This window comes from Methylotetracoccus oryzae (assembly GCF_006175985.1).
Classification (GTDB): domain Bacteria; phylum Pseudomonadota; class Gammaproteobacteria; order Methylococcales; family Methylococcaceae; genus Methylotetracoccus; species Methylotetracoccus oryzae.
The window spans coordinates 1-14902 of record NZ_SRSH01000024.1 but is presented as its reverse complement, the minus strand read 5'-3'; the positions used below and the strand labels follow the sequence as shown (position 1 = coordinate 14902).

At 64.6% G+C, this 14902-nt stretch carries 13 protein-coding genes; 1 reads left to right on the top strand and 12 read right to left on the bottom strand.

Features of this window, described 5'->3' with window-relative positions:
• Nucleotides 1-177: 177 nt before the first annotated feature.
• A complete protein-coding gene (locus BWR02_RS18740) occupies nucleotides 178-1284 on the bottom strand; it encodes a class I SAM-dependent methyltransferase (protein WP_139559439.1) in 1107 nt (368 codons plus the stop codon).
• 117 nt (nucleotides 1285-1401) lie between these two features.
• Here BWR02_RS18740 and ppnP point away from each other — a divergent pair, with 117 nt between their 5' ends.
• The gene (ppnP, locus tag BWR02_RS18735) at nucleotides 1402-1713 is read left to right on the top strand and encodes a pyrimidine/purine nucleoside phosphorylase (RefSeq protein WP_139559438.1); all 312 of its coding nucleotides are present in this window, start codon (nucleotides 1402-1404) and stop codon (nucleotides 1711-1713) included.
• A 9-nt stretch (nucleotides 1714-1722) separates the two neighbouring features.
• Here the strand turns inward: ppnP and BWR02_RS18730 are convergent, their stop codons facing one another.
• The 11 genes from BWR02_RS18730 to BWR02_RS18680 form a co-directional block, all read right to left on the bottom strand.
• Nucleotides 1723-2253 (bottom strand): hypothetical protein, encoded by a 531-nt coding sequence (locus BWR02_RS18730; RefSeq protein WP_139559437.1) that lies wholly within the window; start codon nucleotides 2251-2253, stop codon nucleotides 1723-1725.
• A 61-nt stretch (nucleotides 2254-2314) separates the two neighbouring features.
• Nucleotides 2315-3715, bottom strand: coding sequence for a Re/Si-specific NAD(P)(+) transhydrogenase subunit beta (gene pntB, locus BWR02_RS18725; protein ID WP_139559436.1), 1401 nt, complete (start codon nucleotides 3713-3715; stop codon nucleotides 2315-2317).
• Between the two features lie 10 nt (nucleotides 3716-3725).
• Nucleotides 3726-5291, bottom strand: a complete 1566-nt coding sequence (locus tag BWR02_RS18720; protein WP_139559435.1) for a Re/Si-specific NAD(P)(+) transhydrogenase subunit alpha — start codon at nucleotides 5289-5291, stop codon at nucleotides 3726-3728.
• Between the two features lie 409 nt (nucleotides 5292-5700).
• Complete coding sequence (locus BWR02_RS18715) at nucleotides 5701-6879, bottom strand: transporter (RefSeq protein ID WP_201276328.1); 1179 nt, start codon at nucleotides 6877-6879, stop codon at nucleotides 5701-5703.
• 1 nt (nucleotide 6880) lies between these two features.
• On the bottom strand, nucleotides 6881-7348 hold the full coding sequence (locus BWR02_RS18710) for a hypothetical protein (protein ID WP_162560236.1): 468 nt from the start codon (nucleotides 7346-7348) through the stop codon (nucleotides 6881-6883).
• Between the two features lie 37 nt (nucleotides 7349-7385).
• A complete protein-coding gene (locus BWR02_RS18705; RefSeq protein WP_139559433.1) occupies nucleotides 7386-7847 on the bottom strand; it encodes a hypothetical protein in 462 nt (153 codons plus the stop codon).
• A 93-nt stretch (nucleotides 7848-7940) separates the two neighbouring features.
• Nucleotides 7941-10304 carry a P-type ATPase actuator domain-containing protein gene (locus tag BWR02_RS18700; RefSeq protein WP_139559432.1) on the bottom strand — a complete coding sequence of 788 codons (2364 nt, stop codon included), beginning with the start codon at nucleotides 10302-10304 and terminating at the stop codon, nucleotides 7941-7943.
• A gap of 6 nt (nucleotides 10305-10310) precedes the next feature.
• Nucleotides 10311-10505 (bottom strand): hypothetical protein, encoded by a 195-nt coding sequence (locus BWR02_RS18695; RefSeq protein ID WP_129883211.1) that lies wholly within the window; start codon nucleotides 10503-10505, stop codon nucleotides 10311-10313.
• An 80-nt stretch (nucleotides 10506-10585) separates the two neighbouring features.
• On the bottom strand, nucleotides 10586-11143 hold the full coding sequence (locus tag BWR02_RS18690) for a hypothetical protein (RefSeq protein ID WP_139559431.1): 558 nt from the start codon (nucleotides 11141-11143) through the stop codon (nucleotides 10586-10588).
• Between the two features lie 96 nt (nucleotides 11144-11239).
• The gene (locus BWR02_RS18685; protein WP_236102427.1) at nucleotides 11240-13819 is read right to left on the bottom strand and encodes a heavy metal translocating P-type ATPase; all 2580 of its coding nucleotides are present in this window, start codon (nucleotides 13817-13819) and stop codon (nucleotides 11240-11242) included.
• Between the two features lie 131 nt (nucleotides 13820-13950).
• Nucleotides 13951-14295: a hypothetical protein gene (locus BWR02_RS18680; RefSeq protein WP_236102425.1), complete on the bottom strand. Its 345-nt coding sequence runs from the start codon at nucleotides 14293-14295 to the stop codon at nucleotides 13951-13953.
• Between the last annotated feature and the right edge of the window lie 607 nt (nucleotides 14296-14902).

Below are 14902 nucleotides of genomic sequence, written 5' to 3'. Positions count from 1 at the left end.
ACGATACGAGGTCAACCGATCTCCCTGGGAAGTCCTTATCAGTTCAGCGCTTCCCGCGCGGCAGGGACCGATCGCCAGGAACCAACGTTACGAACGTTTGATCCTGTGAGGTGAGGCCCTGTTGTGGCTCACCGGCGCTGAACAAAGACACGACGGCTCTTGTTCAGAGTTTCCCTGTCAGCCGGCGCGGTGTCGGCCGCGCTGCAGTGTCGTCCGCGGCGAGCGCTCGTTGTGTCGCATATCGAGCGGATGAGACGCCCGGTAAACCTTGTAGCCTGCCGTTTGACCGAGGTCGACGACGTGAGAGAAGCGACTCGCCAGGAGGGTCTCATAGGGCAAATGGCGATTGGCGACGAGCCACAGGGTGCCGCGTGGGCGCAGGCTGTTCGCGGCAGTCGCGATGAACTGCTGCCCCAGCGCTGGCTCGGTCGCGGAACCGGAATGAAACGGCGGATTCATGACGATCCAGTCGTAGCGTTGCGTCGGCAGAGTCGCCGTCAGGTCGCTCCAGTGGTACCGAAGTTCCACTCGGTCTTCCCAGGCAACGAGATTGCGCCGTGCGGCGGCGAGCGCCTTCGCTTCCGACTCGTAGAGGTCGAGTGCGCGGAGTTCGGGAGAACGCCCCAGCACGTGCCGGCTCAACGCGCCGTAGCCGGCGCCGAAATCCGCACCCCATCCGGTCAGCGGACCGTCGAGCGCATCGCACAGCAACCGGGTGCCGGCATCGATCGCATGGGCCGAGAACATGCCCGGACCGGCCACGAGTCCGGCGCCGGGAATCTCCTTGAAGGCGCCCAGTGCCAGCCATTCGGGTGGGGGCGGCGCGTCGCAGCCCAGGGGACGGGCGAGCGCGATGACCCGGCATTTCGCCTTCGAATAGACACTGGCGACCGGCAAGCCGCAGTCCCGCAGCTTTTTCCCCAGCGACTCTCCGCCGAGCGAGTTGGCGGCGGTGAGGACGAGCATGCCGCCAGGGGCGAGCAGCGACCAGCCCAGCGCGATGTGATACAGGTTCTCTTCCCGGTCCCGCGTGGCTTCGATCAGACACAGGGCGAAGGAGCCTGATGCCTCGCTGACGACCGCCAGCCCGGCGCGCTCGAGCGCCGCCGCGTGTCGGCGCTCGGTCTGCAGGCAGGTGATCCGCTCGGTTTCGAACTCTGATAGACCTGCGGTCGAGGTGCTGCGTATTGCCAGGATCGACCCTGTGTCGGGGATCGGTAGGTGCGTTTGCTCGAAAAAACGGGCCAGTGCGTGGCCTTGAGCGTTCTCGGGGGGGGCTGGCATGTGTTGCGGCGGGGTTGGATGGAGAGAGACCGATGTCGGTTGGCAGGGTGGATCAGGAGCAAGAGGCGCGCCCCGGAGGATCGCTATAATGCGCGCTCGTCATCAATGGAGTTCCCCATGAGCCAATTCGACAATGTCAGCGTACTGACGCAGGCCAATGTTTATTTCGACGGCAAGTGCGTCAGCCATACCGTGATCCTCGGCGACGGCAGCCGCAAGACGCTGGGCGTGTTGTTGCCGTCGACGCTGACTTTCAGCACTGGCGCCCCGGAAACCATGGAAATCACCGGCGGAGCCTGCCGCGTGCGTCTGGACGGACAGAGCGAATGGACGTCCTACTCCGCTGGACAGTCGTTCTCCGTTCCTGCCGACAGTCGCTTTGATATCGAAGCGCTCGACGTCGTGAACTATATCTGCCATTTCGGCTGAGACCGGCCGCTAAAAGCCGAGCAGCGCGAGGATCAGCGTCGTCAGCACGACCGCGAGTATCCAGGCCACAGGCACGGTGATCAGGATCGCCGCCGTGCCGGCGGCGATCTTCCTTGGCAGGCTCAGAGGCTGCCACCAGCGGTTGAACCGATCGAGCGCCTGCTGCCACCAGCCCAGGGCTTGTTCCTTTCTCTGCTCGCGCCAGGTTGGCCATTGCGCCTTTGCCGCGCGAGCGAGTCGCATGCCGCGCCGAATCGAGATGAAGAGCAGGGCCAGAAAGACGAAAAGCCCTGTCCAGGCCGTCGCGACCTGGCCATAGTAGTGGCCGAACCCAAGTGTCTCGCTAAAGATGTGCTCGAGTTCCTGTTCGGCGAACTCGATCGCCGTGATGAGAACCTCTTCAAGGATCGGCCAGGTGATGTCGAACGCGAAAAACAACGCGGCGGCAATCACCGCCAAAAGGCCGTAGAAGACCTTCCTGGCGGTGGCCAGCCACTGCTTGCGCTGCGAGGAGCGCCGCGTCGATAACGGAATTCGCATGCGTGCGACTCGTGACTGTCGTCGGGGCGGCAGGGCCGCCCCGCGGTGGGGGGCTGGCCGCTTACCCGGCCTTCAATGCACTCAGCACTTCATCCAGCATCTTCTTGGCGTCCCCGAACAACATTCGGTTGTTGTCCTTGTAGAACAGCGGGTTGTCTACACCAGCATAGCCCGATGCCATCGAACGCTTCATGACGATCGAGGTTTTCGCCTTCCAGACTTCCAGCACGGGCATGCCGGCAATGGGGCTGTTCGGGTCTTCCTGTGCCGCCGGGTTCACGATGTCATTGGCGCCGATGACCATTGCGACGTCGGTCTCGGGAAAGTCGTCGTTGATCTCGTCCATCTCCATGACGATGTCGTAAGGTACTTTCGCCTCGGCCAGCAGCACATTCATGTGGCCCGGCATTCGCCCCGCGACCGGGTGGATGGCGAAGCGAACGTCGACGCCCTTGTCGCGCAACAGCTTGGTGATCTCGAACACCGTGTGCTGGGCCTGGGCGACCGCCATGCCGTAACCCGGCACGATGATGACATGGCCCGCGTCGCGCAGCAGTTCGGCCGTGTCCGCCGCACTGATCGGCTGCACTTCACCTTCCGGCTGCATGCCGCCAGCGGCCGGGGCGCCGCCTTCGGTGCCGAAACCTCCGGCGATGACCGACAGAAAGTGCCGGTTCATCGCGCGGCACATGATGTAGGACAGGATCGCACCGGATGAGCCGACCAGCGCGCCGGTCACGATCAGCAGGTCGTTCGACAACATGAAGCCCGTCGCGGAAGCGGCCCAGCCGGAATAGCTGTTCAGCATCGAGACGACCACCGGCATGTCGGCGCCCCCGATGGCCATGACCATGTGGATGCCGAACAGCAGCGCGATCCCCGTCATGATGCCGAGGTAGATCAGGGCTGCCTGACCTTCCGCATGCAGGAACAGTGCGCCGACATAGATGACGCCGATCAGTCCGGCCAGATTCAGCCAATGCCGGGCCGGAAGCAGCATCGGCTTGCCGCTGATCTTTCCGGACAGCTTGCCGAACGCGATCACCGACCCCGAGAAAGTCACGGCGCCAATCAGGATGCCGATGTACATCTCGACTTCGTGGATCGTCTTCTCGACCCCTTCAAGCTTGATCGTCGTATCGAAGAAGTTCGCGTAGCCGACCAGCACCGCGGCGAGGCCGACCAGGCTGTGCATCAGCGCGACCAGCTCCGGCATCTCGGTCATTTTGACCTTGGCCGCCGCGAACAGCCCAATGCCGCCGCCGACCGCCATCGCGATCAGGATCGGCAGGTAGCTCGTGACCTTCGGGCCCAGAACGGTTGCGAGGATCGCGATGGCCATCCCGACCATGCCATACAGATTGCCGCGCCGCGCGGTTTCCGGATTGCTGAGGCCGCCCAGGCTCAGGATGAACAGGATGGTGGCTCCGATATACGAAACCGTCATCAAACCTTCGTTCATGATGCTCCCCTTATTTCCTGAACATGCGCAGCATGCGCTGGGTGACCGCAAAGCCGCCGGCCATGTTGATACTGGTCAGTACGACCGCGAGTCCTGCCAGCACGAGCATCAGCGTGCCCGGGGAGGAAATCTGGATCAGCGCACCGATCGCGATGATGCTGCTGATCGCGTTGGTCACGCTCATCAGCGGGGTGTGCAACGCCGGCGTCACGTTCCAGATGACCATGTAGCCGACGAAGCAGGCCAGCACGAACACCGTGAAATGCTCCAGGAACGCGGCCGGTGCCGTCGCGCCGATGAAGCCGAACACCAGTGCGGCGATGCCGATCGTCAGCGTCGCCGACAGCCAGGTCGGCATGGCCTTGTCCTTCTCTTTCGCGGTGACGACAGGCCCCGCAGGGGTCGCCATCTTGGGTGCCGGTGTCGCCGAAATCTTGGGCGGTGGCGGTGGCCAGGTGATGCTGCCTTCCTTGATCACGGTGGTGCCGCGGATGACCTCGTCATCCATATTGACGTTCAGCGTGCCGTCCTTGCCGGGACACAGCTCCTCGATCAACCGCAGGAGGTTGGTCGCATAAAGCTGGCTGGACTGGCGTGCGAGGCGGCTCGGCAGATCGGTGTAGCCAATGATGGTGACGCCGTGGCGGACGACGACCTGGCCCGGGACGGTCAGTTCGCAGTTGCCGCCCTGTTCGGCCGCCATGTCGACGATGACGCTGCCGTCCTTCATCGACTCGACCATGCCGGCCGAGATCAGTTTGGGCGCGGGTTTGCCCGGAATCAGCGCGGTCGTGATGACGATGTCGCATTCGATGCACTGACGCGCGATCATCTCGCGCTGGGCCTTCTGGTAGCCCTCGCTCATGAGCTTGGCATAGCCGCCGACGCCGCCACCTTCCTCCTGGTAGTCGACCTCGATGAACTCGGCGCCCATGCTCTTGACCTGGTCCTTGACCTCCGGGCGAGTGTCGGTCGACCGCACGATCGCGCCGAGCCCGCCGGCGGCGCCCAATGCCGCCAGCCCGGCCACGCCCGCGCCGATGATGAAGACCTTGGCCGGCGGCACCTTGCCTGCGGCCGTGATCTGACCGGTGAAGAAGCGACCGAAATGGTGGGCTGCCTCGATCACGGCCCGGTATCCGGCGATGTTCGCCATGGAACTCAGCGCGTCGAGCTTCTGCGCCCGGGAGATGCGCGGTACGCTGTCCATGGCCAGCACGGTCGCCTTCTTGGCGGCGAGCCGGTCCATCAGTTCGGGATGCTGGGCCGGCCAGATGAAGCTGATCAGACAGTTGCCCTCGCGCAGCAATTCGACTTCGTCTGCCGCGACCTCAGGCTGACTTTCGGGCGCTCGCACCTTCAGAATGATGTCCGACGTTTTCCACAGCGTCTTCGCATCGTCGACGATGGTCACGCCGACCTGGCGAAATGCATCGTCGGGCAAGTCGGCGTGTTCGCCGGCGCCGGTCTGAATGGCGACCCTGAAGCCCAGCTTCATCAGTTTCTCGGCCACGTCGGGCGTGGTCGCGACACGCTTCTCACCGGCGTGTATCTCTTTGGGTATCCCGATCTGCATCAACGATCTCCTCCACTCGTTATGGGTCAGGCAAAAGTCCACGCCAGTCGTCGAACCAGCGCGTCAAAGCGCGTCTCGGCGCGGACGCAGACCGGGCCAAGCTGCGGAGCCGCCGGGTTCGAGCCTCACCGCGGCGAAACCGGTTGGGGTCGGTGGGCGTCGATTTTACCCACGAAAGCGCACGCCAGCGAACAGTTTCGCCACCGGTGGCGTGTGGTTTGGTTCGAGCGAGCAGGTGGCGCTGGGCCAGGGTGCACCCGACAAAATCGGTGGACTCCCTGCAGAGGGCGATGCGATGCAATGTAGGGCGCGTATTCGCAAAGGCGGGGCGGGTGACGATTCGCGTCAATGCGCGGCGTACGAGATGCGCCTGCTGTGCGCTGTGCGCACTAAACGCCTGCATGGTGGGTCAGAACGACACGGCGAACCCGAGCATGCTGATCGTCGAGGGCGTGAACTTCGTCGTACCGGCGCTGACCTGACCGTACAGCGCGAAACGCCGGTTGGCGGTCCAGATGAAACCGGCGCCAACCGCATTCTGCTTGACGTCGTCGTAGAAACTCCGCGGCACGGTCACGTTGGGCAGTCGCGGCAGCGACATCGCGTTATAGAAGCCGTGGATGAATACGGCGAAGTCCTCGTCGAACAGGTCGCGTTGCAGGGCCCACTGGAAACTGAACTCCCAGACGTTGACACCGTCGCTGGCCTGTACCCGCGTGGCGCCGAGGTTGTATTCGAAGTCGATCTCGAACGGCAGGGATTGGTCGAAGTTGAACGTGAACGAGGGTTGGGTGCCGGCATTGAACGGGGCGGATCCGAACCACTGAGTCAGCAGGTAGGCTTCGAATCCGGCCGCCGGGAGGTAATAGTCGGGTTTCTCGGTCCAGAGCTGGATCTTGGTGTCGAAGGCGATGGGCGCAAAGCCCGCGGAGCTCCTGGCACCGCCCATCCAACTCGGGCCATTGCCGAACAGGCGGAGCTCGATGTCATCGGTCAGGCCGTAACGCAACAGGTATTCGGCGTTGTACTGGACCGGTTGTCCTGCCGCGGTACCGTAGAACGTCAATGGCGACATCTCGATGTAGGCGCGTCCGGCCGGTAGCGTGAAGGCGCTGTTCGGGAAATTGGCGAGGTCGGGGCCGGGGTTGGCGATGTCCGGTTGGGAACGCCAGCGTTCGATATTCTCCGGCAAGCGTGCCCGGGACCGGTTGTAGCGGCCGCGAAAAAAGGTCTCCCTCGCATCCGTCGCCTGTTCCTGTGCGAGGGCGGTAAGGTCGTTGCGCGCCACAAAGGTTCGGGTCGGCGGAGGTGTGTCGGACGACCGGGCACGGGTCCGCGCCCGGTTCCACAAGGTCTTCGCTTCGATGCGGCCGTACTCGCGAAAACTCGCGCAGCAGATCAGCCGGTCCTTTTGCATTGCGGGCGTCGTGGCCGCGTCCGCGGCGCGGGACGTGTCGGTCGGGGCCTGAGGTGCGACCGTTGCAGGTGGTGAGTGTATCGGGGTGGCTGTCGCTGGCCCGGTCAGTGCGGCGAGCAGCACCAGGGCGGCGCGGTCGTTGTTGCAGGGGTGTCCCGATGCGGTGTTCACGTCACTCCAGCAACGGCAGTTCCTCAGCGATACCCGCCTCCACTGCCGCGCGGATCTTCGATTCGAGCTGGTAGTACCGCGCCAGTTTGCGGATCGGCAGCACCTTCTCGAATCGGGGCAGATAACTGCGGCGGAGCCGGTTGCGCTCCTCCTCGATCTTCAGGCGGTTGAGCAGGATCTTTTTGGCCATGTTGTCCGACATCGCGTCAAAGTTTTCGCCGAACTCGGCGATCAAGGCTCTTCGGCGCTCGGTCAGACGGGTGAGATCGCGCTCGTACTCCTCGTACAGGGGCCAGAAAGCCCGTGACTCGGCGGCCGTCAACGCGAGGTTCTCGGTGATCAGGCGACGGCGGTCCCGGTGGTAGCGGTCGGTCAGCTCTGCCAGCGGGTCGGCGGTCTGGGCCCGCGGACTGTCGTGCATCCCGCTGCCCGCTGCAACCAGGAGCAGGACACCCAAGATGCCACGCACCGCTCTCACCGGCAGGATCCGTGTCGGTGCCCGGTGTTTAACTGCGCGATCGCCGCGGGTAGCGGCGTTCCAGATCATCGAGGAAGCGGTTGATCTGACGGATGCTGCCCTTGAAGACGCCCGGCGCATGCCCGCTGAGCCACCGCTCCGCGTGTTTGTTCGTCGCGGGACTGACGATCAGGCCGCCGATGAGCAGGAACGGCACGCCGAGTACGCCCGGCATCACCACGCCGACGACACCGGCGGTCATCAGTAACCAACCGACATCCCGTGGCAGCCGTTGCAGGCGTTCGGCTGTTTCGTGGTCGACTGACAGGGCCTCCAGTGCATGCTCCAGCGGCGGGGTCTCGGGCGCATGCCCGGGTGGCGTGGCTTCTGTTTCGGGGGGGCTTACGGGTCCCGCTTCAGCGCGTGCCGCTGCGGCAGGCGGTTCGGGAGCAGTTGTCTCGCGGCGCGACGTGCTCGCGGTGCGGCGCTGCGTTCGGGGCTTCTGGTTCATGTCGATCTGGCAAAACGGGTGGTTGGGGGCTGGGCTGTTGGCTGCGGCCGATCGCTCGCGGTCAGCGGTGTTTCGCGTTCAGCCGGCCGGTTGTCAATTGGCCCTCAGACGGCGGCGGAGCTCCCGGTCCACGGCCAGCACGCCGACGTTGGCAATCATTCCGGCGGTGATGCCATTCAGCAGACCGGCGAAGGCGCCGGCCACGCACAGCAGGTTGGGAACCGTGGCCATGCGCGTCGAGCTCCGAATGGCCGGCTCATGCGTCCGCGAACGTTCGACGAGATCGGCCAGGGACTCGTAGTTGCCGGCAAGTAGTAGCGCGTCGGCCCGGGTCGACTGGGTGCCGAGTCCGCCGGTATCCACGACCGCATGAGCCACCGCGGACAACTCGGGATGGGTCTGTAGTGGCCCGACGTAGACCGGACGCAGTCCGCGTCGGCGGAGTCCCTCCAGGAAACGCAGCTTGCCGGCCGCCTGCAGTTGCCCTCCGGCCAGATCCGTACCCAGACCTTGTCCCAATGCCTCCGCCCAGGCATCCGGAGCGCTGGCGATGACACCCGTCTGCAGCCCGGCCGCGCGGAGGCGTTGCACCGCACCCGCGGCACGTAGACCTTTACCGTGGCCGAAACCGAGCCGGCCGACCACATGCGAGTCGATCCCGACCAGGAGCCCGGTCGGACCCGCGTCCGTGCTCGGATCATCGACGAGCGTGATCTGGTGTTGGCCGCGGCGTACACCGACTCGACCGGGCGCGATGTCCTCCAGCGCGGCCTGCCGCACCGCGAGCCCGCGCGCGCGGCAAGCGTCGGTCAGCGCCTCGCCCCGCTCGTCGCCCAGATATATCCCGGCCGCTGCCGCTTGCCGCAGAACCTCGTCGACGTCGGGAATGGCGCTGTCGATTCGGGTGAGTTCCATGACGGTTGCGGCCAGGGCCGGTTCATCACCATCCAGTACGAGGAAATCGCTTTCCGCGAGGCGTTGGAGGGTCGTCGGGTTGCGAATCAGGACGCCGGCGCCGAGCGCATCCCGCATCTGCTTGATCGTCAGCAGCGGGACAGCGAGCGCGGGCCCACTGATCCAGTCCTGATGCAGGATCGCACCCACCGTGATCAGGTCCCCTGCCGCCCAGCCGACTCCGGCGGTGGCCAGGGTCGGTACGACAGATCGCTCCGCGAGCTGCTCCGACTGACGTTCCAGAGTCGCTTCGCGCGGGAATGCGACGGCCGCCTCCCTGATGGCGGCAACCAGCGCGCCGGCATGTGTGTTCGGCCCGGTGTGTTCGGCCTGCAGGACGAGTTCGCCAGCGCGTACCACGCACCCTGCGAGCACGGCGTCGCCGACGGTACGTCGCATCGGTGCGCCTTGCGTGCTGCCAGGGAATGCGTCCACGAGTGCGATGCCGTCAACGACGCGCCCGTCGGCGGGTATCCGGTGGCCGGTGGTGACGCGGATGCGGTCGCCGGGAACGATCTGCGTGACCGATACTTCGCGCAGCGCACCGCTGTCGGTTTCGATACGTTGCGCGAGCGGGGGTATGGCGGAGGCCTCGTGTGCCAGACGGCGGGTTTCGTCGGTCAACTGGCGGCGCCGCCGCTGTTGCCAGAAGCGCAGCGACCAGTCGGTCAGCGCATAGGCGAGCACCTGTCCGGTCACGATCGAACAGGTCAGCAAGGCCGTGTCGAACAGCGGCACGCCGATCCGGCCGCGGCTCAGGTCGACGGCCGCATCGCGAATCACGCTCAGCTTGTTGGCTACCAGAATCCCCGCAGCCAGGGGGGTCGCGGCGGGCAGGACGATCTCTCCGACCGTACTGAGGCCGAGCGTCGTGTTCGAGAGCCCGAAGTCGACCGGCGGTTGTTCCGGCACGCCATTGAGCAATGGAACTGCGGCCAGTTCCTCCTCGATGGCGCGCAGCGCCGCGCCGCGCGGGATCTGCGTCGGATCGAAGCGCACGTGCAGCGACACGATGCCGTTCCCTTCGGTTTCGGCGGCGAGTACGCCATGCCGGGTCGCCAGTGCCCGGGCGGCCTTCAGTCCATCCTGCCGAGACAGAGGCGACCCGCTGCCGGTGGTGACCCGCAGCCAATCGGGACCCGAGTCGATGGTGCGGAGTGTCGTGATCGTATCGTCGCTGCGGGTCAGCGTGACTTCGCTGCCGTCCGGCCAGGCGGGCAACGCGTCATCCGCAAGAACGGGTCCCTCGCCGCCCACTGCGGCCGCGAGGCGCCGCAGCCATTCCGTCTTCTCGTCCGCCGCGACGCGATAGCTCAGGCAGGCCTGTCCGCGGGCCGGGTCGAGGCTCAGCGAACGTACTTCCGCCATGCCCAGTACCCGCCGGGCAAAGTGACGCGTCTGAGCCAGCCGCCCGGTTGCAAATGCCCCGGGCGCCTGTATCTGCAGATGCGTGTCTTCGATTCGGATCTGGGGTGGGCGATGCGCCGTGGCAGTCGCGGTCATGATCGGTCAGTTGGCGACATAGGGCTGCAGCCGGCCGGAGGCGACCAGATCGTCGAGTTCCGCGACGACGTGCTTGTCTTCCGCATCGAGTACGTTGTAGAGATCGCGCAGTTTGCGGCGCCGGCGACTGATCTCGAAGCCCAGCGCGCCGAGCAACGCGATGCCGAAAACGGTCGTGAGTGCGTGATTGAACTGTTCCACGGGTATCTCCGTAAGCCTTGAGCGGGAATGAGCCGAGTCGAGCGTTGCCGTCGACGCGGGACTGGGGAATGTCGCAGGGGTCAGCCGAGCATCGCCTCGCCGCCTTCGCGCAGGATCTCGATGGCGCCCTTGAGGCCCGCGCGGTGCAATTGCTCCTTGACGACGTCCTCGATGTTGGCGCCGTGGCGATGCACGGCGAGCAGGTGCAGGAACTTCCGCAAACCGGCAACGGCGGTCACCGGGTCCTTGACCAGGCCCATGTTGAGGTGAAAGCCGTGATATTCGCCGTCGCCGCTGGCGCCTCGGGCGTGCAGGTCACGCGCGAGCAGGATGGGATCCTTGCCGATCAGGTGCGGATGGCGACGCATCAACGCGGTCGATTGCTCCTGATCGAGGATGAACAGCGGGTCGTCGTTCTGGAATCGTGTGATCATCTCGATGTTCTCGCGGATGACGCGGGCCGCGGCTGAATTCCAGCCGGAGTCGATCAGGAAGAAATGGAATCGCGGGCCCGTGGTGCTGCCGCTTTCGGCAACCGCGGCCGATGTGTCAGGGGCGGCCTGGGCGGTCGCTGTCGCGCGGCTGCGACGCGTGCGACTGCGGGTCTTTTCGGAAAGCATGTCGTCTTGTTGCGTCATGTTCGGTGAGTCCTCTGCTGCTGGAGATTACCGTGTCTGCCTTCACTGGCGGCCCGTCGCGGCCTCATCGTCGTCGGGAGCGCGCCGCTGGTCGCTTCACGCTTCTTGAAGCAGCCGTTCTTCTTCCGATCCTGCATCGTAGCCTGCGGCCTTCAATTCCAGTTCCAGTTGATGACGACGCTCGGCCTCGAGCAGCGCCACCTTGCGCATCGGCCAGATGCCATTGGCCAGAGCGGCCAGCGCTGCGACATTGTTGCTCAGCACCGACGCGCCGATACCGAAACCCAGTGTGAACACACCCGCCACGCAAGCCACGTTCGGAGCGATGATCATCGCCCAGCTGCGGGCGATGTTGGCATCGAGTGCGCGCGAAATGTCCCGCAGTTCGCACAGTTTACCGAGACTTTGTTCCAGAAAGACGATATGGGCGGTGTCGGTCGCGATCGACGTCGCGCCGCGCAGCGAGATCGACACATTCGCCTTCTTCAGCGCAATCGAGTCGTTGATGCCGTCGCCGACGAAACAGACCTTGCGCCCCTCCTGCTGCAAGCGTTCGACGTAATCGGCCTTGTCGGCCGGAAGCACCTGCGCGAAGTAGCGGTCCATGCCGAGTTCCTCGGCCAGCCGCTTGGTCGGTGCCTCGTGATCGCCCGAGATGATCGCCAGATGCTTAATCCCGCGTTGCCGCAACCCGGCGATGATGTCCTTGACCTCGGCCCGCAGGGCCGCGCGCAATTCGAGCGCGCCGCCGAGCTGATCGTCGATGCCGACCATCACCATGGTATCGCCGTCCGCGTGCACGGCATCGAGTTTGGCCTCGACCGAGGGCGGGATCGGGAGCCCCTCCATTTCCATGTAGCGTTTGCTGCCGACCCGGATCGTGCGGCCTTCCACGACGACGCGGATCCCATAGCCCACCTGATACTGGGTGTCGTCGGTGGCCGGCAGATCCAGGCCCTGCTCCTGTGCCCGGTGGAGGATGGCCAGCGCGATCGGGTGGTGGAACTTGCGCTCCGCGGCCGCCGCATAACGCAGCACATCGTTCGCAGCGTGTCCGTTCGCGGTCACAATGTCGCCGACCTCGGGACGTTCCCGGGTCAGCGTTCCGGTCTTGTCGAACAGCACCGTGTCGATCTCGTTCATCAGTTCGAGCGCACGCCCGTCCTTGACCAGGATGCCGTTCTGCGCACAAAGCGCCAGCGACGACAGCATCGCCAGGGGTGCGGCCATGCGGATGCCGGTGCCGAGATCGCTGTTCAGAACGGCAACGGCCCCGAACGGACCCATCATCGCGTAGGCCAGGCCACCCACCGCAAGCGTCGGGATGACGGCCATGTCGGCCAGACGCTCGCCCTTGTTCTGGGAGGTCAGCTTGTAGCCGGCAGTGTCGTTGAGGATCTGGCTGATCTTGGCCGAGGCGGTCTCGCTGCCGGCCTGTTCGACCGACACGAAGATCTTCCCGGCAACCAGTATCGTCGAGGCGTAAACCCGATCGCCGACACCTTTTTCGGCCGGGGTCGACTCACCGGTCAGCGCATGCTGATCGATCATCGCCATCCCTTCGACGATGTGGCCGTCGACCGGGACCATGTCGCCGGTGTGTACGGCGACGATGTCGCCTTGCGCGACGCGGTCGAGCGGCACCTCGATCTCGACCCCGTCCTGAACCAGCCAGACGAAGCGTGGCTGTTTGCCGAAGGCATTCAGCAGCAGCTTTTTCGAGTTGTCCTCGGTTTTCTTGACCAGCAGCCGGCCAAAGGACAGACACCACGCGAGGACCGCACCCGGGAAGACCTGCAAAGTGGCAAGACAGCCCAGGACGACGATCGAATCGAGTACATCGATACCCAGCCGGCGTTCCTTGAACAGGACGTCCCAGGCACCCTGGAAGCACGGAATCGCGGTGTAGGCGAACAGACCCGCCGCGACGGGGAGCAGTGCGGGCGCCGCAAACTGGGCCGCCGCCGCGATCGGCAACGACACCGTGCAGATCGTCAGATCCAGATCCAGCTTGTCCAGCGTTTCCTGACGTTCAGCGGCGGCCAACGCGCCATCGAGGATCTCGATCAGGCTCAGCGCGCCGATGCGACGTGGGTCGTACTGAATCTGTACGGTACAGCGCAGCGAATGGGTCTGATAGCGGTCGACCCCCAGTACGCTGATCAATTCGCGCTCGATCGCTTCGCATAGCACGCTGCGCCGGTACAGCGCGGGATTCTTCAGTTTCAGGGAACCGGGTTTGTGCGCAATGACCTGCCAGCCGGTCACCACATGACCGTAGCGGTGATAGCGGATCACTCCATGACGGTCGGTGGCGCTGGCGATCGGCGCAACCGTGACGGCGCGGGACGGTTTACCGGTACCTTCGGCTTTCGTTGTGTCGGGGGCCGCCGCGCCTTCCCGTTCCAGGCAATCGGCAACCCTTGCGAGAACGTCCCGGGCGGAATGACGGGCCGGGTCATAATGCAGATCCGCGCTCGCCTGCTGGCCATTGACGATCGTGACGCTCCGCAGCATCTCCGCGCTGAAAGCACGTCTCAGAAAGCGGAGGCTCAGGGGGTTGTCGGGTGTCCCGAACAACAGACGGCTGGAGACGCGGACAGTGCCGTGACTGGGCAGAGTGATCGCTACGTCGACATGGCCGGACAGATCGACCGGCGTGGCGCGCTCGCGCATGGTGATTTCTCTCGCTGGTTGAGTACGAGGCAGCCAGCGCCGTTACCCTTGCGAGTGCCGGTCGTCACTGGCGTGCTGGGCTGCGCAGTTGGCTTTCGCGCCAACACGGGGCCCGCGGGTTGGGGCGACGGTCAGGCCTCGCTGCTGGCGTCAAGCGGACTCGAGACCGCCTTGGCTTCGTTGAGGGCGTCCAGCGCAGCTCGTCCGCCATCGATGAAACCCTCCACGATAGGGTTGTCTTGCGGGATCGATTTCGCAACGAAGACGGTGGCATAGACGATGCCGTACGAAATCATGTACGAGCTGGTGTAGGCGAAACGCGAAACGGAGTTGGCGGCGCCCGCGCTTGCGTCACGCAGCTTTTCGCGCGCTTTCGCAGCGTCTTCCGACGCCTGGTCTACGGCGTCGCGCATGGCATCGGAAATGGAGCGCAGCGGGTCTGCTTCACTGGTGGCGGTTTGGTTCGTTTGAGACATGATACGAGGCCTCCTGGCAAGGTTTATCAAAATCGAAAAGGTGACAATCTGGCTCGGCGCAAAACCGGTGGCGGGAGTGTCCCGATCTATGCTTCGGGGCCGTGATTTACCGCATTATTATTGATAGCTTACGTTGCCAACTGGTGAAAGTGAAGCATGCTTCGGCTGGCCTCGGCTATCGGAAAAGCGCAGTAAATCCGACGCCGGTTTCCCTTTTCTTTCGCCGCTCATGACGGGGCGAACAGGTCGACGGCGCGCGGTGTTTGCGTCCCGGTTCCAATGCATAGCTATGGATACGCTTTCAGCTGCCTGATGCTTGCGGTATCGCCCGAGGAATCTGGTGGTGTCCGGTGCTATGCGATACTCGGGCCCACTGCGGCAGGATTTGCCGCGCCTGTCGTCGGGCGGTGCCGGGCCAATAGTTTCGCATGCTTCCTAAGTGGCGTCCGAAACCCGCCCAAGTGCGGGTCAACGGTCCGGGGATCGGGTAGAGTCCAGCGACGTGGTGTAAATCGAGGGTCAGAGATGGGAGGCCATCGCGAACTCCGGTAAGGTTGAAAGTGCGAAAGACAACCTGAACGTGGAGACGACGATGGCCGACGACAGC

What these genes read in the sequence shown, in the direction of transcription:
- BWR02_RS18740 (WP_139559439.1), bottom strand. Translation starts at nt 1,284, where the DNA reads ATGCCAGCCCCCCCCGAGAACGCTCAAGGCCACGCACTGGCCCGTTTT.
- ppnP (WP_139559438.1), top strand. Translation starts at nt 1,402, where the DNA reads ATGAGCCAATTCGACAATGTCAGCGTACTGACGCAGGCCAATGTTTAT.
- BWR02_RS18730 (WP_139559437.1), bottom strand. Translation starts at nt 2,253, where the DNA reads ATGCGAATTCCGTTATCGACGCGGCGCTCCTCGCAGCGCAAGCAGTGG.
- pntB (WP_139559436.1), bottom strand. Translation starts at nt 3,715, where the DNA reads ATGAACGAAGGTTTGATGACGGTTTCGTATATCGGAGCCACCATCCTG.
- BWR02_RS18720 (WP_139559435.1), bottom strand. Translation starts at nt 5,291, where the DNA reads ATGCAGATCGGGATACCCAAAGAGATACACGCCGGTGAGAAGCGTGTC.
- BWR02_RS18705 (WP_139559433.1), bottom strand. Translation starts at nt 7,847, where the DNA reads ATGAACCAGAAGCCCCGAACGCAGCGCCGCACCGCGAGCACGTCGCGC.
- BWR02_RS18700 (WP_139559432.1), bottom strand. Translation starts at nt 10,304, where the DNA reads ATGACCGCGACTGCCACGGCGCATCGCCCACCCCAGATCCGAATCGAA.
- BWR02_RS18690 (WP_139559431.1), bottom strand. Translation starts at nt 11,143, where the DNA reads ATGACGCAACAAGACGACATGCTTTCCGAAAAGACCCGCAGTCGCACG.
- BWR02_RS18685 (WP_236102427.1), bottom strand. Translation starts at nt 13,819, where the DNA reads ATGCGCGAGCGCGCCACGCCGGTCGATCTGTCCGGCCATGTCGACGTA.
- BWR02_RS18680 (WP_236102425.1), bottom strand. Translation starts at nt 14,295, where the DNA reads ATGTCTCAAACGAACCAAACCGCCACCAGTGAAGCAGACCCGCTGCGC.